Raw genomic sequence first — 20172 nt, forward strand, 5'->3', positions numbered from 1 at the left:
CATCAAAAAAGCCGCACAGTGGCGGCTTTTTCGTGGTTAATCCTTGCGCATGTCGTTGAGCAGCTGGTCGATGCGAGCCCCGTACTGAACCGAGGTGTCCTGGACGAAGGTAATCGTCGGCACCTTGAACAGCTTGATGCGCTGCCCGACCTCGCGGCGAATCAACCCCTGGGCCTTATCCAGGCCGGCTTGGGTCTCCGCGACGTGCTTCGCATCGTCTTGCAGGACGCTGTAGTAAACGGTGGCCTCCTGCAAATCGCCGGTCATGCGAACCCCGGTGATGGTGACCCCTTGCACCCGCGGATCGTTGACATCCTTGAGCAAAATGTCGTCGATTTCCCGCTGAATCTGCGTTTCAACGCGCCCGATTCGATGTTTCATGTTGCTACCTCCGCGGCGATGCGGCCGTTTGCTGCACCGCTTACTTGACTGGCACTTCTTCCATCGTGTAGGCCTCAATCTGGTCGTCGACCTTGATGTCGTTGTAGTTCTCGATGGTCAAGCCGAGCTCAAAGCCCATGGTGACCTTCTTGACGTCATCCTTGAAGCGACGCAGCGAGCCGAGCTTGCCTTCGTGAATCACGATGCCGTCGCGGATCAGGCGAACGCCGGCGTCGCGGGTGATGTACCCGGAGTCGACGAACGCACCAGCGACCGTGCCGATTTTCGACACGTTGATGGTTTCGCGAACCGTCAAAGAGCCGATGACCTTCTCTTCGAAGGTCGGTTCGAGCATCCCCTTCATCGCGGATTCGATCTCCTCGATGGCCTTGTAAATGACCCGGTGGAGGCGAATATCCACGTCGTCGGCGTCGGCCTGTTGCTTGGCCTGAGGCGTCGGGCGAACGTTGAAGCCGATGATGATCGCGTTGGACGCACTGGCCAGGGTGACGTCGGATTCGTTGATAGCCCCGACGGCCTGGTGAATGATGTTGACGCGAACGCCTTCGACCTCGATCTTGTTGAGCGATCCGGCCAGCGCCTCAACGGAGCCTTGTACGTCACCCTTGATGATGACGTCGACTTCCTTGAGTTGGCCTTCCTTCATGGTCTCAAACAGGTTGTCAAGCGTCACGCGGTGCGTTTCCTGACGAACCTTGTCAAGCGCCCGCTTCGCGCGTTCCTCACCGGCCGCCCGGGCGCTCTTTTCGTCGTCGAAGACCACGAACTTGTCGGCGGATTGCGGCACGTCGTTGAGCCCGGTGATTTCGACCGGCATCGCCGGCACGGCTTCCTTGACGCGTCGGCCACGATCGTTGGTCATGACCCGGATGCGCCCGAAGGTGTTGCCGACCACGACCGGATCGCCGACGTGCAGCGTCCCTTGCTGAACCAGCACGGTGGTGACAGGACCACGGCCCTTGTCCAGCTTGGCCTCGATGACCGTCCCGATCGCTTTTTGCTGCGGGTTGGCCTTGAGCTCCAAGACGTCGGCTTCCAGCAGAATCATTTCGAGCAGCTCGTCGATGTTCTTGCCGAACTTCGCCGAAATCTGAACGAAAATGGTGTCGCCGCCCCAGTCTTCTGGGATCAGGCCGTACTCGGTGAGCTGTTCCATCACGTGGTTCGGGTTGGCGCCTGGCTTATCGATCTTGTTGACCGCCACGATAATCGGCGCATTGGCCGCCTTGGCGTGGTTGATCGCCTCGATGGTCTGTGGCATCACGCCGTCGTCGGCCGCAACTACCAGCACGATGATGTCGGTGATGTCGGCCCCCCGCGCCCGCATGTTGGTGAAGGCAGCGTGTCCTGGGGTGTCCAGGAAGGTGATCAGGCGATCATTCAGGCGAACCTGGTAAGCCCCGATGTGCTGGGTGATCCCGCCGGCTTCGCCTTCGGTCACGTGGGTGTGACGCAGCTTATCCAACAGCGTCGTCTTACCGTGGTCGACGTGGCCCATGATGGTCACAACCGGCGGCCGCGGTGCCTGGTGGTCCTTGTTGTCGGCCTCGGCCTCGAACAGCGTGTCGATGTCGGCGATGTCTTCGACGACCTTCTCTTCAGCTTCGATGCCGTAGTCGGTCGCGATCAGCTCGATGGCGTCCTTGTCCAGGCTCTGGTTTTGGTTCACCATCACGCCGAGCATGAAGAGCTTCTTGATGATTTCGGCTGGTTCGCGGTGCAGAATCTTACCCAGGTCCTGGGCGTTCATTCCGACCGTGTAGATCAGTTTTTCTGGCAATGGCCGCTCCTTACGTTGTGGCATTTCCTTCTTCGGCTGTGCCTGAGCACGACGCTTGTTCTTCTTGTTGCGCCGCTTGTTGAAGGAGTTGCCGCGATTGTCGTTAGATTGCTGCTGACGTCCTTGGAACTGTGGCCGACTGTGCTCGGCCCGAGCTGCCGGCTTGGCCGGTTGGCTGGTCTGAGCGGCCTGGGCGCGTGGCGCCTCGGCCGGCTTGCCGACCGGACGCGGCGCCGGCTTCTCGGCAGACTTTTCAGCCTGCTTTTCGGCCTTTTGCTCCTCGCGCCGGCGCCTGGAGTCCTTCAGCTGCTGAATGAACTTCTCGTCGTTGCCGGCAACCGGCCGCGGATTCGAGTTGGCCTGGGTCGCCCGGCCGGCGCGTGGCCGTGGGCTTGGCGCCCCGTTGTTGGCGAAGCGATCGTTGCGGCGATCGTTGCGCTGGCCGCCTTGGCCCTGGTTAGGCCGCTGGCTCTGCTGGCCGCGGTTTTGGTTGCTGCCGCTTTCGTTGCGGCCCTGACCGTTACGATTGTCGCGCGGCTGGCCACCACGGTTTTGACCGCCGCGGTTGCCTTGGCCTTGGCCGCCTTGACCTTGCTGGCCGTTTTGGCCGCGGCCTTGACCCTGGCCGCCCATCCGCTGACCACGCGCCGGGGCGTTCTTCGGCCGGCGAATGGCAGACTTCGAGATCTTGGTCTTGCCATCGGCGGTTTTTTGAACCGTGTGGTGGGTCCCAGGCGCCGGCTTCTCGGTTTCGGCCGGCTTGGCGGCCGGTTGGGTCGGGGCAGCCTGCGCGGCGGCCGGCTTGGTCGCAGCAGGCTTGGCCGCGGGTTGGGCCGCCTCAGCCTTTGGCGCCGCTGGCTTCGGTGCCGCCTGCGTGGCCGCGGGGGTCAGACCCGACTTGATGGTCGCCTCTTGCGCCGCGTCGATGGTGGCCATGTGCGAGGAGAAGACAATTCCCTTCGCCTTGGCCGCATCGAGCACCTGCTTGCTTGTGACGTTCAATTCTTTGGCAAATTCATAAACGCGTTTTTTGCCCATTTCTTCACGCTCCCTTGTTTTTTAGGTGAGCAGCTTTAATAGCTTTTTTGCAAAGCCGGTATCGCAAACCGCGATCAGACTCCGCTTAGCGCCGATCGCGTGCGACAGCTGGCCAGTGGTCAAGCTGTCGACAAGTGGAATCTCGTAAAAGCTACTTTTGTCTGTAAATTTCTTGTGAGTGTTGGCGCTGGCATCGCTGGCAACCAGGACCAGCTTGGCGCTTTGGTCCCGAATGGCTCCCAGCACGAAGCTTTCCCCGGTCACGAGGCGGTCGGCCCGCTTGGCCAGGCCCAGCAGATTCAAGGCTTGTTCTTGGGTCATTGCTTATCGCCGAAGAGTTCAAGCCGCGCCTTTTGGTGATCGACATAGGCGAAGAGTTCGTCGTAAAATTCCGGCGCCACCTTGATGCCAAAGGCCTTTTCGATGACCTGCTTCTTCTTGGCGGCCTTCACAGCCGCCGGATCCAGGGCAACGTAGGCCCCGCGTCCTTGCGCCTTGCCAGTCGGGTCGATGGCAACGGTGTCGTCGGCGTTCTTCACGATCCGCACCAGGGATTTCTTGGGGAACATCTCGCCGGTCAGCAGGTCCTTGCGAAGCGGGATCTTGCGAGTTTTCATAGCGTCCTCCTACTCGGCATCCGCCGTGTCGGGCTCGGCCGAGTCGGCGTCAGCAGCCGGCTCAGCGTCAGCGTCCGCTGCGGTGTCTTCTGCCGGCGTCGCCGCTGCGGCATCGTCTTCAACCGCGGCGTCTTGCGCTTCGATCGCCTCATCAGCCTCTTCAAGCTCCTCGTCGTCGACGAATTCGACTTCGGATTCCGGCTTGATGTCGATCTTGTAGCCAGTGAGCTTGGCGGCCAGCCGGGCGTTTTGACCCTTCTTACCGATGGCCAAGGACAGCTGGTAGTCCGGCACGATGACCGTGCAGGAGCGGTCGTTGTCCTCGTCGTTGAACTGAACGGCGATCACTTGCGCCGGGTTCAAGGCGTTGGCGATGTAATCCACCGGATCCTCTTCCCACTGCACCACGTCCATGTTTTCACCGGACAGCTCGTTGACGACGGCCTGCACCCGTGAGCCCTTGGGTCCGACGGTGGTGCCGACCGGGTCGACGGAGGGGTTGGTCGACCGCACCGCGATCTTGGTGCGATCGCCGGCCTCACGGGCAATCCCCGCGATTTCGACGACGCCCTGGAAAATCTCTGGAACTTCCTGTTCGAACAGGCGCTTCACCAGGCCGGGGTTGGTGCGGGAGACGAAGACCTGAGGGCCTTTACTGGTGTTTTCGACCTTGGAGACGAAGACCTTGATGCGGTCGTGGGCCTCGTAGTGCTCATTGGGCATCTGGTCTTGCTTGCCCAAGACGGCCTCGATCTTGCCGAGGTTGACGTAGATGAACTTGTTGTCGCGCCGCTCCACCTGGCCGGTCATGATTTCGTCTTCGTACTGGGAGTACTCGTCGAAAATAATGCTGCGTTCGGCTTCACGGACCCGCTGCATGATCACCTGCTTGGCGGTTTGGGCCGCGATGCGGCCGAAGTCGCGCGGCGTGACCTCAAAGCGAATCTCGTCGCCGACCTCGTAGGCCCGGTTGATTTCAAGCGCGTCCTTCAGGCCCACTTCAAGGCGGGAGTCAAAGACCTGCTCCGTCACTTCCTTGACGGCGTAAACGTGAATATCGCCCTTCTTGGGGTCGAAGTTGACCTCGACGTTTTGGGCCTGGTTGTAGTTTCGCTTGTACGCAGAAACCAGGGCCGCCTCAAGCGCCTCGATCACGACCTCTTTTTTGACGCCCTTCTCTTGCTCAAGCGCATCGAGGGCTTCGATCATTTCCTTAGACATGTTGTTCCTTCCTTTACAGCGCGTTCGCGCGATTTGCTAGAATTCAATCGCCAGGCGGGCGTTGGCGATGTTTGGTCGCGCAAAGACCTGCGTGTGCTTACGTCCCTTGTCCTTGAGCTCAAGGGTCAGGGCGTCTTCGGTCAACGCCTTGAGCGTGCCTTCGAACACCTTCTTGCCGTTGAGCTTGGTGAACAGCGAAATGTGAATGTAGTCATTCACCGCGTTTTGGTAATCCACTTCGGTTTTGAGTGGCCGCTCGGCGCCGGGACTTGAGACCTCCAGGAAGTAGGCCTGCGGAATCGGGTCGGGCTCTGTTTGGTCGAGCTTTTCAGACAGGGCCTCGGAGACCATGACGCACTCGTTGAGCGTGATGCCCCCCGGCTTGTCGATGTACACGCGCAGGTACCAACTGCCGCCTTCCTTCACGAATTCAAGGTCGGCGAGCGAAAATTGGTGTTCGGCTAGGATCGGATCAACGATTGCAGTGACTGCTTCAACAACCGTGCTCAAGCTTTTTCCCCCTTTCACCCCAAGCGACTGATCACCCGGGGACCTCCAATAAAAAGAGTGAGCATTTCTGCTCACTCCCTTCCGAGGATTTAATTCACTACTAATAATTTATCACGAACCCCGCCAAAACGCAACGGTGAATGTCAAGTTATTCGCCCTGACACCACCTCGAGTTCGCCGGGCTAAAACAGGCTGTCAAACAGGGACAGCTGGTTCTCGTCCGGCATCGCGTCCAGCACGTGATTCTCCGTCATGTAGTCGATCAAGGTCTTGGAGACCTTGCCGCGGTTGGCGAGGTCCTCCTTGGACAGGAACGGCTTCTCCTCTCGGGCGGAGACGATCTGCTTGGCGACGTTGTCACCCAGCCCCGGTACCGCACGGAACGGCGCCAGCAGCGTGTGGTCATCGACGATGGTGAAGTCATGGGCGTCGGACTTTTCCACATCGACCATCTTGATCTTGAAGCCGCGCTCGAGGCATTCGTTGGCGATTTCGAGAATCGTCAAGAGGCTCTTCTCCTTGGCCGAGGCGTCGTTGCCAAGGTCGGTGATCGCCTTCATCGCGGCCTTGACCGCGTCCTTGCCGTGGCTCATGGCGGCCAGGTCGAAGTCCTCGGCTCGCACCGAGAAGTAGGCCGCGTAGTACACCAGCGGCAGGTAGACCTTGAACCACGCGATGCGCAGTCCCATCAGGTCGTAAGCCGCGGCGTGGGCCTTCGGGAACATGTACTTGATCTTCAGGCACGAGTCGATGTACCAATCCGGCACGTTCTCGTTGTCGCGCATCGCCTGCTGCCAGTCGTCGGGGATCCCGCGACCCTTTCTGACGTGCTCCATGATGTTGAAGGCCATGGATTCGTCCATGCCCCAGTGAATCAGGTCCATCATGATGTTGTCACGGCAGCCGATCACTTCCTTGATGGTGACGACGCCTTGCTGAATCAGCTCCTCGGCGTTGCCCAGCCACACGTCGGTGCCGTGGGACAGACCGGAAATCTGAAGCAGCTCGGAGAACTTCGCCGGGTGGGTTTCCTCAAGCATCCCCCGCACGAAGCGGGTCCCAAACTCTGGCACCCCAAGGGTCCCGGTTTTGGAAAAAATCTGCTCGGGCGTCACGTTCAAGATGTCGGGGCTTGAAAACAGCGACATCACCCCGGGGTCGTCCATCGGAATCGACTTAGGGTCGATGCCAGACAGGTCCTGGAGCATGCGGATCATGGTCGGGTCATCGTGGCCCAGCACATCCATCTTCAAGATGTTGTCGTGGATCGAGTGGAAATCAAAGTGCGTGGTCATCCACGCGGCGTTTTGGTCGTCGGCGGGGTACTGAATCGGCGAGAAGTCGTAGATGTCCTTGTCGGCCGGCACAATCAGGATGCCGGCCGGGTGCTGACCGGTGGTTCGCTTGACACCGGTCGCCCCCTTGGCCAGCCGGTCGATTTCGGCGCCGCGCAGCATCTGGCCGGTGTCACGCTCGTAGGCCTTGACGTAACCATACGCGGTTTTATCCGCCACCGTGCCGATGGTGCCGGCGCGAAAGGCGTGGTCCTCGCCGAACAACACCTTGATGTAATTGTGGGCCACCGGCTGGTAGTCACCCGAGAAGTTCAGATCGATATCCGGGACCTTGTCGCCGTGGAAGCCCAGGAAGGTTTCAAACGGAATGTCTTGGCCGTCCTTGACCATCTCGGTGCCGCATTCCGGGCAGTTCTTGTCCGGCAGGTCAAAACCCGAGCCGTACTCGCCCTTGGTGAAGAACTCGCAGTGCTGGCACTTGGGGCAGCGGTAGTGCGGCGGCAGCGGGTTGATCTCGGTGATGCCAGACATCGTGGCGGCCAAACTTGAGCCGACGGACCCACGGGAGCCGACCAAGTAGCCGTCCTTGTTGGACTTGAGCACCAGCTGCTGGGCGATGTTGTAGATCACCGAAAAGCCGTTGCCGATGATGCTTTTCATCTCCTTGTCCAGCCGCTTTTGCACGATTTCCGGCAGCGGATCGCCGTACAGGCGGTGAGCGGTTCGCATCACGTCGTTGGTCAGGTTCTCCTCGACGCCGGGAATTTCTGGCGTGTAGAGCTTGTCCTTGACCGGGGTGATAGCGCCGTCGACCCAATCGGCGACCAGGTGGGTGTTGTCGACCACCAGCTTGTGGGCGACGTCTTGGCCCAGCCAGGCAAAATCATCCAACATCTCCTGAGTCGAGCGGAAGTGGACGTCCGGCAGGCTGTGGCGGTTCAGCGGATTGGCCCCGCCCTGGCTGTGAATCAGGATCTTGCGGTAGATCGCATCGGTTTTGTCCAGGTAATGGGCATCGCCGGTCGCGACCACCGGAATGTCGAGCTCGGCGCCGATCTGGATGATCTTGGTGATGATGTCCTTGAGATGGGCCTCGCCTTGAATCAGCTCGGCCTCCCGCAGCGGCAGGTAGTTGGCCAGCGGCTGGACCTCCAGGTAGTCGTAGAACCGGGCCCGTTCAAGCGCCTCGGCGTAGCCCTTTTGCATCATCGCGGTGAACACGTCGCCGCTTGCGCAGGCCGAGCCGACAATCAGGCCCTCCCGCAGCTTCTGCAGGCGGCTGCGCGGCACCCGCGGCATCCGGTAGTAGGTCTCGACGTTGCTCATCGACACCAGCTTGAACAGGTTCTTGAGCCCCGCCTGGGTTTTGGCCAGAATCACGGCGTGGCTGGGCCGGCTTTGCTGCCAGGCGTTGCCGGCCCCGACGCGGTCGTTGAGCTGATCCAGCCGCGTCATGCCGTAAGTCTCGGCCGCCTCCTTCTCCAAGGCGTACATCAGGTAGCCAGTGGCCTCCGCGTCGGCGTTGGCCCGGTGGTGATGCTCCAAAGAAATCTTGTAGGCGCGAGTCAAGGTGTCCAGCTTGTGGTTCTTGCGCTCCGGGTGCAGCATGCGCGACAGCTCCAGGGTGTCGATCACCGGGTTTTGAATCTTGTCCTCGTTGAGGCGTTGGTAGGCCGCATTCAAGAAACCGACGTCGAAGGTGACGTTGTGGCCGCACATGATGCTGCCTTCGCAAAATTCGCGGAACAGGTGGAGCACCGCTTCCTCGGTTTTGGAACCACGCACCATGTCGTCGGTGATGTTGGTCAAGTTAATGGTGGTTTCGGACAGCGCAAAGCCCGGGTCGATCATCTGCTCGAATTCATCGATCACCTTGCCATCTTGCATCTTCACGGCGGCCAGCTCGATGATTTTGTCGTAAACCGCGGAGAGCCCCGTGGTTTCGATGTCAAACACCACGTAGGTCTCGGTGGCCAGATCGCGCGGCGAAGTCGCCTGGTAGGCGACCGGGGTGCCGTCGTCGACCAGGTTCACCTCGACGCCGTAGATCATCTTGAGCCCCGCCTTGGCCGCGGCGCTGTGGGCCTCGGGGAAGGCCTGCAGCCCGGCGTGGTCGGTGACGGCGATTGCGGTGTGGCCCCAGGCCGCCGCGCGTTTGACGTAGGCCGAGATCGGCGTCATGCCGTCCATCTGGGACATGTTGGTGTGCAGGTGGAGCTCGACGCGCTTATCACCCGCCGCCGTGTCTTGCGGCTTGGCCTTTTGGACCTCTTGAATGTCTTGGGCGTTGACGGTCAGCTCGCGGGAGTAGTTGTCCTCCTGGACGCTGCCGCGAATGCGCAACCACATGCCTTCTTGGATGCGGCCGAACACCGCCTCGTCCTCGGCCCCGTTGCTGAACTTCTTGACCAGAAAACTCGAGGTGTAATCGGTCACCTTGAGCATCAAAAGCGACCGCTTGGAGCGCAGCTGCCGCACCTCGACGTCAAACACGTACCCTTCGATCAAGACGCTGCGCTCTTCTTGGCTGATGGTGACCATCTGCTGCGGCTCGTCGCTTGGACGCAGGCCCCGGCCCAGCTGAACCGGACCCTCCGGTGCTGCTGTCTCCTGCTTTTCGCGAGCCTGCACCACGGCGGCGGCCCGCTTGGCGAGAGCCGCGGCCTCCTGCGCCTTTTGCGCCTGAAAGGCGGCCAGCTTCGCCTCGGTTTGGGCCGAGTCGACCACCGCAGTCAGACGCAGGCCGCCGAAGCCGAGGTCGCGGTAGGTCTCCTCGAGCTTGCCCAACCCTTGCTCAATCATCATCTGCTGCACCGGCTGGTTCTCGGCGACCAGGGTCACCCGGCCGTCTCGCAGCTCCGGCGTCTGCTTGGCACACTGCTCGTTGACGATGCTCGAGGTAATCTGGGCATGGGCGATCACGAAGGGCCAGTAAGCGGCAATCAGATCCTGGGTCAGCTCGGGCTGGGCGACCACCACCTTCAGCTCGGTGGTCGCAATCGCCTGAAAGGCCGCGTTCAGGTGGGCCTCAAGCTGCGAGAACACCGCAAAGGGCAGCAGCTGCTCAAAGCCAAGGGTAAAGGCGTAGCGCCTGGTCTTCTGGTGAACCACCACCTGCTCCACCCAGCCCGAGGCGAAGCCCGGGTAGTTTGCGATGTCTGCCGGCAGCTTGATTTGCGCCAGCAGCTTGCCGAACATTTCTTGTTTCGATAAGGCCAAAAGTGCCACTCCTTTTTACTTGTGCCGCGCAAAATCGCGCCGATCTTGCGTCATCATCTCATCCTAACCCACCCCCTGCGGCGTGGCAACCCCTGCCGCAGGCCAACCAAAAAGCACCGCCACGAAGGCGGTGCTTAGGCTCAGTCGAGCTGAGCCAGGAGGATTTTGAGGGAATTGATCAGCTCGGTGGCCTTGACCTCAAGGGTCTCACCGGACTTGCGCAGCTTGAGCTCGACGATGCCATCTTCGGCCTTCTTGCCGACCGTGACCCGCACCGGAATGCCGATCAGATCCGCGTCGGCGAACTTGACGCCCGGCCGCTCGTTGCGGTCGTCGACCAAGACACTGTAGCCGGCCTGCTCGAGATCCGCCGCAATGGTGTCGGTCAGCGCCTGCTGATCGGCCTTCTTGAGGTTGACCGGCACGACGTGAACGTCGAACGGCGCAATCGACTTCGGCCACACCAGCCCGTTGTCGTCGAGCGTCTGCTCGGCGATGGCCGACAGCAGGCGGGACACGCCGATGCCGTAGGAGCCCATGATGATCGGTTGGGCGCGGCCGTTCTCGTCGAGGAAGGTCGCCCCCATCGCCTTGGTGTAGCGGGTACCGAGCTTGAAAATGTGCCCGATTTCGATGCCGCGGGTGAACTTGAGCACCCCTTCACCATCCGGCGACAGCTCGCCTTCCGTGACGAAGCGAACGTCGGCGAACTGCTCCGGCGTGAAATCGCGGCCGATGTTGACGTTTTGCAGGTGCTGGCCGGCCGCGTTGGCCCCGGCCACCAGGTTGACCAGGCCGTTCAGGCTGTCATCGGCGATCACGCGAATGTCTTCGCCGACGCCGACCGGACCGATGTTGCCGATTTCGGTGTGCATCGTCGCCAGCACCTGCTCAGGCGTCGCCATGTCCAGGAAGTCCGCGCCCAACAGGTTCTTGAGCTTGACGTCGTTGACCTCGTAATCGCCGCGAACCAGCACCAGCACCGGCTTCTCATCGGCGATGAAAAGCACGGACTTGATGATCTGGCTGGCCGGCACCGCAAGCGTTGCGGCGACCTCTTCGATGGTCTTAGCCGCGCCGGTGTCGACGGTGGCCAAAGGCTTTGCGTCCTCGTGGCTGCGCATCGGCACCGTCAGGCTCTTGGCCATTTCCAGGTTGGCGGCGTAATCGGAGGTGTCGGAGTAAACGATGGTGTCCTCGCCGATCGGTGCGATGGCGGAGAACTCCTTGGAATCCTTGCCGCCCATCGCCCCGCCGTCGCCGATGATGGCACGAAACTGCAGGCCCAACCGGTTGAAAATGTTGGTGTAGGCCTTTTCCATCTGCTTGTAGATGACATCCAGATCCGCCTCGTTGGCGGTGAAGGAGTAGTCGTCGAGCATGATGAACTCGCGGCCGCGGAGCAGCCCGTAGCGCGGTCGGTCCTCGTCGCGGAACTTGGTTTGGATTTGGTAAAGCACCAGCGGCATCTTCTTGTAGGAGTTCAGCTGGTTTTTGACCAAGTCCGTGAAGGTCTCCTCGTGCGTCGGTCCCAGGATGAAGTCGCGGTCGTGGCGGTCCTTGAACTTGAACAGGTTCGGCCCGTACGTCTCGTAGCGGCCGGACTGCTGCCAAAGCTCGGCCGGCAGGATGGCCGGCATCTGCATCTTCACGGCGTCGATTTTTTGCATTTCGTCGTCGATGATGGCCTCGATGTTGGTCAAAACCCGGTAGGCCAGCGGCAGGTAGGCGTAGACCCCGGCCGACACCTGGCGGATGAAGCCGGAACGCAGCATCATCTGGTGGGACTTGGCCTCGGCGGTGCTAGGCACTTCTTTAACGGTAGGAATGAATAAGCGAGATTGTTTCAAAAAATTGCCTCCAAAGTGAGCGCGTGACCCACGAATCGCCCGTGGACCACGCATTTGCGAACACCGGCACGACCGCCGGCTGTGTGGGTCAGAATGCGCGAAGAATGTCGTTGATGGTCACGGCCACCAAAAGCGCGAGCATCAGCCCGGCGCCGATCATCGTGACCAGTCCCTCCTTCTCCTGCGACAGCGGCTTGCGCCGAATCATTTCGATCAGATTCAGCAGAATTTTACCGCCGTCGAGCACGGGAATCGGAATCAGGTTCATGATGCCCAAGTTGATGCTGAGCATCCCCAAGAACAGAACCAAGGTGCTGAAGCCCCCGGCCGCGGCCTGGCTAGTCATCGTGTAGATGCCGACCGGGCCGGCCAGCTTGTTCAGGGAGAACTGGCCGGTCACCAGCTGCTTGAGCACATGTACGATGGAACTGGCGATGTACCAAGACTGGGAGAAGCCGTACTTGACGGCCGTGCCGATGCCCCGGTCAACCGCCGGGGTGACCCCGATCAGGCCTTTTTTGGTCGGCGTGATGGTCAGCATCTGCGTCTTGCCGCCTTGCACCACCTGGACCTTCATCGCCTCACCCTTGTGCTTGGCGACGATTGGGCTGAGGTCGGTGAACTTGTGAATCGCCTGCCCGGCCACCGTCTGAATCTTGGCGTCGGCGGTCAGCCCCGCTTGGGCCGCCGGTGAGCCGGCCTGAACGCCGCCAATCTGGTTGGTGTTCAGGTTGGCCACGCCCGAGGCCATCGCAAAGCCGATGAAGACCAGGATTGCCAAGATGAAGTTGTTCATCGGCCCGGCGAAGTTGACCAACAGCCGCTTCCACACCGGCGCGTTTTGAAATTGGACGTCGTCTGGGGCAATCACCACCTCGGTGTCGTCCTCCTCGATGATGGTGGCGTCGTGGTCGACGTGCCAAGTTCGCAGCTCGGACTCGTCGCCGTTGGCGTAGCCTTCGACAACCAGGTCGTGGACCAAGTCGACCTTGGCCACCTGCACCGGAATGCCGCCTTGCAGGGTGGTTTTGCTCGACAGGTTCAGGCGCGTGACCACGTCATCGGCGTTGGTTTCGATGGCCAGCATCGTCCCTGGCTTGATGGCGTCGTCTTCGTCCTGCCAGCCGGCCATGCGAACGTAGCCACCCAGCGGCAAGAGCCGCAGCGTGTAGGTCGTGTGGTTGCGGTGCCAGGCCACGAGCTTGGGCCCCATGCCGATGGAGAATTCACGCACCAAAATTCCCGCCCACTTGGCGAAGATGAAGTGGCCGAACTCGTGGACCAGCACCAAGATCACGAAGACAATGAGAAACGCAATGATTGTGGTCATTCAGCCACCTCCTAAACGATGCCGAACAGGTGCAGCATCGGCAGCACCAACAGCAAGCTGTCGAAGCGATCGAGAATGCCGCCGTGGCCCGGCAGGATTTTGCCCGAGTCCTTCACGCCGTAGTAGCGCTTGAGCGCGGACTCCACCAGGTCGCCGAGGCTGCCGATCACGCTCAGGAACAGCGCGATGCCCATCATCGGCCAAAACGGGTAGAACTGCGGGAAAAACTGCAGGTAAATTGCCGCAAAGATCAGCGCGACGACGTTGCCGCCGATGGATCCTTCCCAGGTCTTGTTGGGGCTAATCGCCGGCCACAGCTTGTGCTTGCCAAACGCCCGGCCGCAAAAATACGCGCCGGAGTCGGTCAGCCACACCACCAACAGGGCAAACATCAGCGTGTCAAGCCCGGCATCGTTGCGAACCGTAATCAGGTTATGGAACCCGGTGCCGATGTAAAACAGCGAGATGGTCGCGATGCCGGCGTCGTCGTAGGTCGTCTTGTTCTTGCTGGCGACGGTGTGAAGCAAAAGCAGCACGACGATCACGTAGATCAGATCCAGCCGCGTGATGTTTTGGGGCAGCCAGGCGAAAAGGTGATCGGGCAAGGTGACGAGCAGCACCCCGAGGCCGGCCAGCAGGAAGTCGAACGACATGATGATGCGCTTGCGCATGATGAAGATCTCGGACATGCCGACCACGGCCAGGGCCGAGGCGGCGATTTCAAGCCACCAGCCGCCTTGGTACAGAATCGGAATGAAGATGGCCAAGGCGACCACCGCCGTGATAATGCGTTGTCTCATAGGTATTGCCTCCTAACGATTCGAATCGATGCCGCCGAAGCGCCGGTCGCGCGACTGGTACTCGGTGATGGCCGACTCGAGGGCGGCCGGCGAGAAGTCCGGCCAATACGCCGGCGTGAACACCAACTCGCTGTAAGCCAACTGCCACAGCAAGAAGTTGGACAGCCGCTCCTCGCCGCTGGTGCGGATCAACAGATCCGGGTCGGCGAGATCCCCAAGGCGCCGGGTCATCAGGTGAGCCGCAATGGTGGCGGCGTCGATGTTAGCCGGATCCAAGGTCCCGGCCGCCGCGGCGACTGCGATAGCACGGGTCGCCTCGATCAGCTCGTCGCGGCCGCCGTAGTTCAGGGCGAAGTTCAGAATCATGCCGGTGTTGGCCGCAGTGTCGGCCTCGGCCTGGGCCGCGGCCTGACGGGTTTTGGCCGGCAGCGCATCGAGTTCGCCCATCACCTGCACCCGCACGTTCTCTTCAATCAGCTCCGGCATGAAGACATTGAAGAAGTCGACCGGCAGGCTCATCAGGTAGTTGACCTCAGAGTCTGGCCGCTTCCAGTTCTCGGTGGAAAAAGCGTACAGCGTCAGCACCTTGATGCCCAGCCGACTGGCGGCCTTGGTGATCACCTTGACGTTTTCCATGCCCTGCTTGTGGCCGGCAATGCGGGGTAAGAAGCGCTTTTTCGCCCAGCGACCGTTGCCGTCCATGATGATGGCCAGATGGGCCGGAATTCGCGCCGGGTCCAGCGCCGTGGTTTGTTTATCCCCGAACACAAAATGCCTCCTCTTGACACCGGGCCGCGCCCGGTCATTCTAGACGATTGTATCAGACCGCACCCCGGGCAACAACCGCGGCCGGCCGCTTCCCGCAAGATTTGCCCGAATGCGCGATCAAATTGGCCCGACCGCGACAAGAAAAGGCCGGCGAGGCATCGCCGACCTTTGCGGGAATCGATTCGGGGTTAACCCTCTTTGATCTCTTGTTCCTTCTCCGCCGCAATCGCGTCGATGCGCTTGGTTGCGTCGTCCGTCACCTTTTGCACGTCTTTTTCCGTGCGGTGCAGGTCGTCTTCCGTGATTGCGGAGGCCTTCTCCTGCTTTTTGGCCTTGTCCAAGGCATCGCGGCGGATGTTGCGAATGGCAATCTTGGCCTCTTCGGCGTACTTGCCGACTTCCTTGGCGATTTCCTGGCGACGCTCACCGGTGAGCTGCGGCACGACCAGGCGAATCGCATTGCCGTCGTTGGTCGGGTTGATACCAAGATCGGAGGCGTTCAGGGCCGAGTCGATCGCCTTGAGGGCCGTTTTGTCGTACGGGCTGACCATCAGGACGCGGGGTTCCGGAATCGTGATCGCCGCCACCTGGTTGAGCGGTGTCATCACCCCGTAGTACTCGACTTCGATGCGGTTGAGCAGGCTCGCGTTGGCGCGGCCGGCCCGGATGTTCCCAAGTTCACGCGCAAAGGCAGCCTCGGTTTTTTGCATCAGCTGCTTGGCGTTGTCAATAATCTCATTGGCCATCTGTTATTCTCTCCCTTTGATGGTCGTCCCGATGTTTTCGCCTTCGACGACCCGCTTAATGTTGTCTGGTTCGTTCAAGTTAAACACGACTAACGGAATGTCGTTGTCCATGGATAAGGTGCTGGCGGTGGAGTCCATCACGTGCAGATTCTTGTTGATGATGTCTAGGTGGCTGAGCTCCTCGAACTTCACGGCCGAGCTGTCCTTGTTCGGATCGGCGGAGTAAACCCCGTCGACGCCGTTTTTGGCCATCAAGATCACGTCGGCGCCGATTTCGGCCGCCCGCAACGCGCTGGTGGTGTCGGTGCTGAAGTACGGGTTCCCGGTGCCGCCGGCAAAAATCACGACGCGGCCCTTCTCCAGGTGCCGCACCGCCTTGCGTCGGATGTACGGCTCGGCAATCTGGCGCATCTCGATGGAGGTCTGCACCCGCGTCGGCACCCCGAGGCTTTCGAGGTTGTCTTGCAGCGCCAGGCCGTTCATCACGGTCGCCAGCATCCCCATGTAGTCGGCCTGGGCGCGTTCCATGCCCATTTCGGCGCCGGTTTCGCCGCGCCAGATGTTGCCACCGCCGCAGACAATCGCGATCTGGACGCCGAGGTCATGCACGGTCTTGATCTGCTCGGCGATCTTTCGGATCACCGGCGGCTTGATGCCGAAGCCTTCCTTGCCGGCCAGGGCCTCGCCGCTGACCTTCAGTACGATTCGCTTGTATTTCACCATGTTCACGTTTCCTTCCGTTAGTTGCTGTCAATAGTTTATCACAAAGCCGGCGCCGACACGAGGCGAAACTCCCGTGCCGCCCGGACCGTGACCCCACGGGCCACGGCCTTGGGGCCACCGCGAGCCGCTGGTGCCACACCCCCGTGCCCGCAAAAAAAGCGTGCCGCAGCACGCTTAATGCGAGTCTTACTTGACTTGACCCATCACTTCGTCAACGAAGTCGTCTTGCTTCTTTTCGATGCCTTCGCCGACTTCGAAGCGAACGAAGCCCTTGACGGTGCCGTTCTTGCTCTTGGCATATTCGGCCACGGTCTTGTCGGAATCCTTGACGAATTCCTGGTCAACCAGGGAGATTTCGCTCAGCCACTTGTTGACACGGCCCTCAACGATGCGTGGCACAATCTTTTCCGGCTTGCCTTCGGCCTTGGTCTCTTCGGTGAAGACCGCGGTTTCGTGTTCCAGCTCGGCGGCCGGGACTTGGGTGCGATCGAGGTACTTCGGGTTGATCGCGGCGACGTGCATCGCGATGTCACGCGCGGTTTCCTCGTCGGCGCCGTCAACCGTTACCAACGCGGCGATCTGGCCGCCGTTGTGCAGGTATGCGCCGAAGTTTTCGCTAGCGGTTTTTTCAACCAGCTGGAAACGCCGAAGGCTGATCTTCTCACCGATCACGGCGGTCAGGGCCTTGGCGGCAGCGTCGATGGCAACGCCGTCGAGTTCAATGGCCAGGGCGGCCTCGAGGTCGGCTGGCTTGTTGGCCACAATCGCGTCGCCGACCTGCTTGACGAAGTCCTTGAACTTGTCGTTGGCCGCAACGTAGTCGGTTTCGGAATTCACTTCAATCACCGCGGCGGTGTTGCCGGCGATGGCGATGTCGGCCAGACCTTCGGCAGCGACGTTGCCGGCCTTCTTGGCGGCCTTGGCCAGGCCCTTTTCGCGCAGGACGTCGATGGCCTTGTCCATGTCACCGTCGGCGGCTACCAGGGCCTTCTTGGCGTCCATCATGCCGACCTGGGTGCGATCGCGTAATTCCTTCACTTGTGCAGCAGTAATTGCCATGTTAGTTGTTCCTCCTAGTGTGTGCTTGTTTTCAAAAAGAGCCGCCGATTGTCTTGCAAAAGATATGCGAAACGGTCGGCGGCCATGTTATAGCGTATTATTCGGCATCCTGGTTGTCGCCTTCAACGGCTTCAACGATGTCTTCGATGGAATCGACCTTGGCGTCGCCTGCGGCTTGTTCAACCGGTGCAGCGTCTTCTTGGTCTTCACCCTGGTTGCCTTCAACGATCGCATCGGCCATCTTAGCCGTGATCAGGCGAACGGCACGAATCGCATCGTCGTTCGACGGGATGATGACATCGATGTCGTCTGGGTCGGTGTTGGTATCGACCATCGCAACGATCGGGATGTTCAGCTTTTGTGCTTCCTGAACCGCAATCTTTTCCTTGCGTGGGTCAACGATGAACAGCACGTCTGGAATGCGTGGCATATCTTCGATCCCGCCAAGGAACTTGGTCAGCTTCTCTTGTTGCTTCTTGAGCAGGGAAACTTCCTTCTTCGGCAGCTTGTCGAAGGTGCCGTCTTCGGCCATCTTCTTAATGTCCTTGAGGCGCTTGATCCGGGTCTGGATGGTGTTCCAGTTGGTCAGCGTGCCGCCAAGCCAGCGGTGGTTGACGTAGAACTGGCCGGCGCGGGTTGCTTCTTCGGCAATCGCGTCTTGGGCCTGCTTCTTGGTCCCAACGAACAGGAACACGCCACCGTCAGCGGCCTCTTCCTTGACGAAGTTGTAGGCGTCGTCAACCATCTTAACGGTCTTTTGCAGATCGATGATGTAGATGCCGTTGCGTTCCGTGAAGATGAATGGCTTCATCTTCGGGTTCCAGCGACGGGTCTGGTGACCGAAGTGGACACCGGCTTCAAGCAGTTGCTTCATGCTTAATACAGACATGTGTAGTCCTCCAATATGGTTTTTTCCTCTTCCAACGCTCACCTCGCAGGCAGACTGCAACGCAGCACCGCGCCTTCGATCACGCCGGAATGTGAGTTGTGTTTTCACACTTGGTCAAGTATACAAAAGGCCGGCCGGTTTGACAAGCATTATCGCTTGACATCACCAAGAAATGTGGTGAACCGTCAAAAACGCCTCCTTGGCCGCGCGACTTTGGTGCTTGAAGTGCCACTCGGCCGACAGCGCATCGTGCTTGGTGGCAAACGCCTCGGCGTAAAGCAGCCGCACCGGCCGCCGCCGCATGGTATACTTGGCGCCTTTGCCGGCGTTGTGGGTGGCGACGCGCTGGCCAACGTCATCCGTGAAGCCGCCGTAAAAGGTGCCGTCTGCACAAAGCAGGACATAGAAGTAGTAGGGTTTAGCCATAAAGCAGCCGGATCACCTCCGCACCGTAGTGACCATCCGGGCCGTAAACCGTCAGCGGCGGCAGGATGCGCATGCCATCCGGCTTGCCGGCCTTGATGCCTTCGATCAGCACCATATTGGCCTCGCGGTCGGCCTTGGGATGCACGAAGCGGATTCGCTTGGGGGCAAGCCCCGCCGCCGTCATCGTAGCCAACAGCTCGCCCAGTCGGTCCGGGCGGTGAACGAAAAAGACCTTGCCTTGGTACTTCAGCAGCCCGGCAGACACCGCACACACCGTCTTGAAATCGGTGGTCAGCTCGTGGCGGGCCAGCGCCAGGTGCGTGTTGGGATTTTGGACGCTGCCGGGTTGTACCTTGAAGTACGGCGGGTTGCACGTGACCACATCCACCGAATCATTGGCCACCACGGTGCTTGCGTCCTTGAGGTCCAGCTGATGCACGTCGACGTTTTCAAACCCGTTCAAGGCCACCGAGCGTTGGGCCATGTCGGCCAGGCGCGGCTGCAGCTCGATCAGCGTCACCTGGGCGTTGGTGCGTTGCGCCACGAACAGCCCCACCGCGCCGTTGCCGGCCGCCAGATCCACCACCCGCGACGTTTTTTTGACCTCGGCGAAGGCCGCAAGCAGCACCGCGTCCAGCGAGAACGCGAACACCGTCTTGGATTGAATCAGTCGCACCCCTTGGCCTTGCAGCTGGTCGATGCGCTCGTCGTCTAGTAAGTCCATGTTGTCCTCCCCGCTCGTTGCCTCTAATCATACCATCTGGCGCTAGGCGACGCACGGGCGTGTGGTATAATGATGCCAGCAAAATTCCACAAAGGAAGTGGCCAGATGTTTTACCGATTCATCCGCGTCGTCGCCCGCTTTTTGATTTTCATCATCAATGGCAACACGCATTACGAGAACAAAGCGGCGCTACCCAAGGGGCCGTACGTGCTGGTGGGGCCGCACCGCACGTGGTGGGACCCCATCTTTTTTGCCGTCGCCGGCTCGCCGCGCCGCTACGGCTTCATGGCCAAGGAGGAGCTGTTTCATAACCCCATCCTGCGCTGGATTCTGGTCCACGCCAATGCCTTTGGCGTCAACCGCGCCAACCCCGGTCCCAGCGTGATCAAGACCCCGGTCAAAATGATCAAAAACCAGGACCTGTCGATCATCGTCTTCCCCTCTGGCACCCGCTATTCCAACCAGCTCAAGGGCGGCGCGATTTTGATCGCCAAGCTCGCCCGAGTGCCGCTGGTGCCGGCCGTCTACCAGGGTCCGGTTCGCTTCTCGCAACTCTTCTTGCGCAAGCGCGTCACCGTTCGCTTCGGTGAGCCGATCCCCGTGCCCAGCGGTCGGCTGACCGAGGACCAGACCCAGGCGATTGGCGACCAGATGCAGGCCGCCTTTGACGCGATCGACCACGCGATCGACCCGCACTTCACCTACGTGCCGGACCAAAAGAAGTACGAGCTGGAGAAAAAGGCAGGCAAGCTCAAGTGACGCCGCCCAGAAAGGA

The 20172-nt window shown here is 60.5% G+C and carries 18 protein-coding genes; 1 reads left to right on the plus strand and 17 read right to left on the minus strand.

The features are described 5' to 3' along the window. Positions 1-36 precede the first annotated feature (36 nt). The 17 genes from rbfA to ACYVRZ_RS01875 form a co-directional block, all read right to left on the minus strand. Positions 37-381, minus strand: coding sequence for a 30S ribosome-binding factor RbfA (gene rbfA, locus ACYVRZ_RS01795; RefSeq protein ID WP_461224278.1), 345 nt, complete (start codon positions 379-381; stop codon positions 37-39). A gap of 40 nt (positions 382-421) precedes the next feature. Further along, a complete protein-coding gene (gene infB / locus ACYVRZ_RS01800) occupies positions 422-3220 on the minus strand; it encodes a translation initiation factor IF-2 (protein ID WP_461224280.1) in 2799 nt (932 codons plus the stop codon). Between the two features lie 21 nt (positions 3221-3241). Then, positions 3242-3541, minus strand: a complete 300-nt coding sequence (locus ACYVRZ_RS01805; protein ID WP_461224282.1) for a L7Ae/L30e/S12e/Gadd45 family ribosomal protein — start codon at positions 3539-3541, stop codon at positions 3242-3244. Then, a complete protein-coding gene (gene rnpM, locus ACYVRZ_RS01810) occupies positions 3538-3837 on the minus strand; it encodes an RNase P modulator RnpM (protein WP_461224284.1) in 300 nt (99 codons plus the stop codon). Before rnpM ends, ACYVRZ_RS01805 begins: the two co-directional genes overlap by 4 nt. Positions 3838-3846: 9 nt before the next feature. Then, positions 3847-5058, minus strand: coding sequence for a transcription termination factor NusA (gene nusA, locus ACYVRZ_RS01815; protein WP_461224286.1), 1212 nt, complete (start codon positions 5056-5058; stop codon positions 3847-3849). A 36-nt stretch (positions 5059-5094) separates the two neighbouring features. After that, entirely contained in the window at positions 5095-5568 is a 474-nt protein-coding gene (gene rimP / locus ACYVRZ_RS01820; protein ID WP_461224288.1) for a ribosome maturation factor RimP, read from the minus strand. Positions 5569-5750: 182 nt separating this feature from the next. Further along, a complete protein-coding gene (locus tag ACYVRZ_RS01825) occupies positions 5751-10082 on the minus strand; it encodes a PolC-type DNA polymerase III (RefSeq protein WP_461224290.1) in 4332 nt (1443 codons plus the stop codon). Between the two features lie 140 nt (positions 10083-10222). Next, positions 10223-11932 (minus strand): proline--tRNA ligase, encoded by a 1710-nt coding sequence (locus tag ACYVRZ_RS01830; RefSeq protein ID WP_461224292.1) that lies wholly within the window; start codon positions 11930-11932, stop codon positions 10223-10225. 88 nt (positions 11933-12020) lie between these two features. Beyond that, positions 12021-13262: an RIP metalloprotease RseP gene (rseP, locus tag ACYVRZ_RS01835; RefSeq protein WP_461224293.1), complete on the minus strand. Its 1242-nt coding sequence runs from the start codon at positions 13260-13262 to the stop codon at positions 12021-12023. Positions 13263-13273: 11 nt separating this feature from the next. Beyond that, positions 13274-14062: a phosphatidate cytidylyltransferase gene (locus ACYVRZ_RS01840; protein ID WP_461224295.1), complete on the minus strand. Its 789-nt coding sequence runs from the start codon at positions 14060-14062 to the stop codon at positions 13274-13276. 12 nt (positions 14063-14074) lie between these two features. Continuing rightward, entirely contained in the window at positions 14075-14830 is a 756-nt protein-coding gene (locus ACYVRZ_RS01845) for an isoprenyl transferase (protein WP_461224297.1), read from the minus strand. Positions 14831-15018: 188 nt separating this feature from the next. Beyond that, positions 15019-15576, minus strand: coding sequence for a ribosome recycling factor (frr, locus tag ACYVRZ_RS01850; RefSeq protein ID WP_262316479.1), 558 nt, complete (start codon positions 15574-15576; stop codon positions 15019-15021). Positions 15577-15579: 3 nt separating this feature from the next. Continuing rightward, on the minus strand, positions 15580-16299 hold the full coding sequence (pyrH, locus tag ACYVRZ_RS01855; protein ID WP_262316480.1) for a UMP kinase: 720 nt from the start codon (positions 16297-16299) through the stop codon (positions 15580-15582). A gap of 186 nt (positions 16300-16485) precedes the next feature. After that, positions 16486-17358, minus strand: a complete 873-nt coding sequence (gene tsf, locus ACYVRZ_RS01860) for a translation elongation factor Ts (RefSeq protein WP_461224300.1) — start codon at positions 17356-17358, stop codon at positions 16486-16488. 97 nt (positions 17359-17455) lie between these two features. Further along, on the minus strand, positions 17456-18247 hold the full coding sequence (gene rpsB, locus ACYVRZ_RS01865) for a 30S ribosomal protein S2 (RefSeq protein ID WP_262316482.1): 792 nt from the start codon (positions 18245-18247) through the stop codon (positions 17456-17458). Between the two features lie 162 nt (positions 18248-18409). After that, the gene (locus tag ACYVRZ_RS01870; RefSeq protein WP_461224302.1) at positions 18410-18673 is read right to left on the minus strand and encodes a GIY-YIG nuclease family protein; all 264 of its coding nucleotides are present in this window, start codon (positions 18671-18673) and stop codon (positions 18410-18412) included. Continuing rightward, complete coding sequence (locus ACYVRZ_RS01875; RefSeq protein WP_461224304.1) at positions 18666-19397, minus strand: tRNA1(Val) (adenine(37)-N6)-methyltransferase; 732 nt, start codon at positions 19395-19397, stop codon at positions 18666-18668. Before ACYVRZ_RS01875 ends, ACYVRZ_RS01870 begins: the two co-directional genes overlap by 8 nt. 105 nt (positions 19398-19502) lie before the next feature. On the opposite strand from ACYVRZ_RS01875, the gene ACYVRZ_RS01880 reads away from it, so the two are divergent. After that, on the plus strand, positions 19503-20156 hold the full coding sequence (locus tag ACYVRZ_RS01880) for a lysophospholipid acyltransferase family protein (RefSeq protein ID WP_461224306.1): 654 nt from the start codon (positions 19503-19505) through the stop codon (positions 20154-20156). Positions 20157-20172 lie beyond the last annotated feature (16 nt).

Source organism: Lacticaseibacillus suihuaensis (assembly GCF_054785075.1).

What these genes read in the sequence shown, in the direction of transcription:
- infB (WP_461224280.1), bottom strand. Translation starts at nt 3,220, where the DNA reads ATGGGCAAAAAACGCGTTTATGAATTTGCCAAAGAATTGAACGTCACA.
- ACYVRZ_RS01840 (WP_461224295.1), bottom strand. Translation starts at nt 14,062, where the DNA reads ATGAGACAACGCATTATCACGGCGGTGGTCGCCTTGGCCATCTTCATT.
- ACYVRZ_RS01805 (WP_461224282.1), bottom strand. Translation starts at nt 3,541, where the DNA reads ATGACCCAAGAACAAGCCTTGAATCTGCTGGGCCTGGCCAAGCGGGCC.
- nusA (WP_461224286.1), bottom strand. Translation starts at nt 5,058, where the DNA reads ATGTCTAAGGAAATGATCGAAGCCCTCGATGCGCTTGAGCAAGAGAAG.
- rbfA (WP_461224278.1), bottom strand. Translation starts at nt 381, where the DNA reads ATGAAACATCGAATCGGGCGCGTTGAAACGCAGATTCAGCGGGAAATC.
- ACYVRZ_RS01870 (WP_461224302.1), bottom strand. Translation starts at nt 18,673, where the DNA reads ATGGCTAAACCCTACTACTTCTATGTCCTGCTTTGTGCAGACGGCACC.
- rnpM (WP_461224284.1), bottom strand. Translation starts at nt 3,837, where the DNA reads ATGAAAACTCGCAAGATCCCGCTTCGCAAGGACCTGCTGACCGGCGAG.
- rpsB (WP_262316482.1), bottom strand. Translation starts at nt 18,247, where the DNA reads ATGTCTGTATTAAGCATGAAGCAACTGCTTGAAGCCGGTGTCCACTTC.
- ACYVRZ_RS01875 (WP_461224304.1), bottom strand. Translation starts at nt 19,397, where the DNA reads ATGGACTTACTAGACGACGAGCGCATCGACCAGCTGCAAGGCCAAGGG.
- pyrH (WP_262316480.1), bottom strand. Translation starts at nt 16,299, where the DNA reads ATGGTGAAATACAAGCGAATCGTACTGAAGGTCAGCGGCGAGGCCCTG.
- rseP (WP_461224293.1), bottom strand. Translation starts at nt 13,262, where the DNA reads ATGACCACAATCATTGCGTTTCTCATTGTCTTCGTGATCTTGGTGCTG.
- frr (WP_262316479.1), bottom strand. Translation starts at nt 15,576, where the DNA reads ATGGCCAATGAGATTATTGACAACGCCAAGCAGCTGATGCAAAAAACC.
- ACYVRZ_RS01880 (WP_461224306.1), top strand. Translation starts at nt 19,503, where the DNA reads ATGTTTTACCGATTCATCCGCGTCGTCGCCCGCTTTTTGATTTTCATC.
- tsf (WP_461224300.1), bottom strand. Translation starts at nt 17,358, where the DNA reads ATGGCAATTACTGCTGCACAAGTGAAGGAATTACGCGATCGCACCCAG.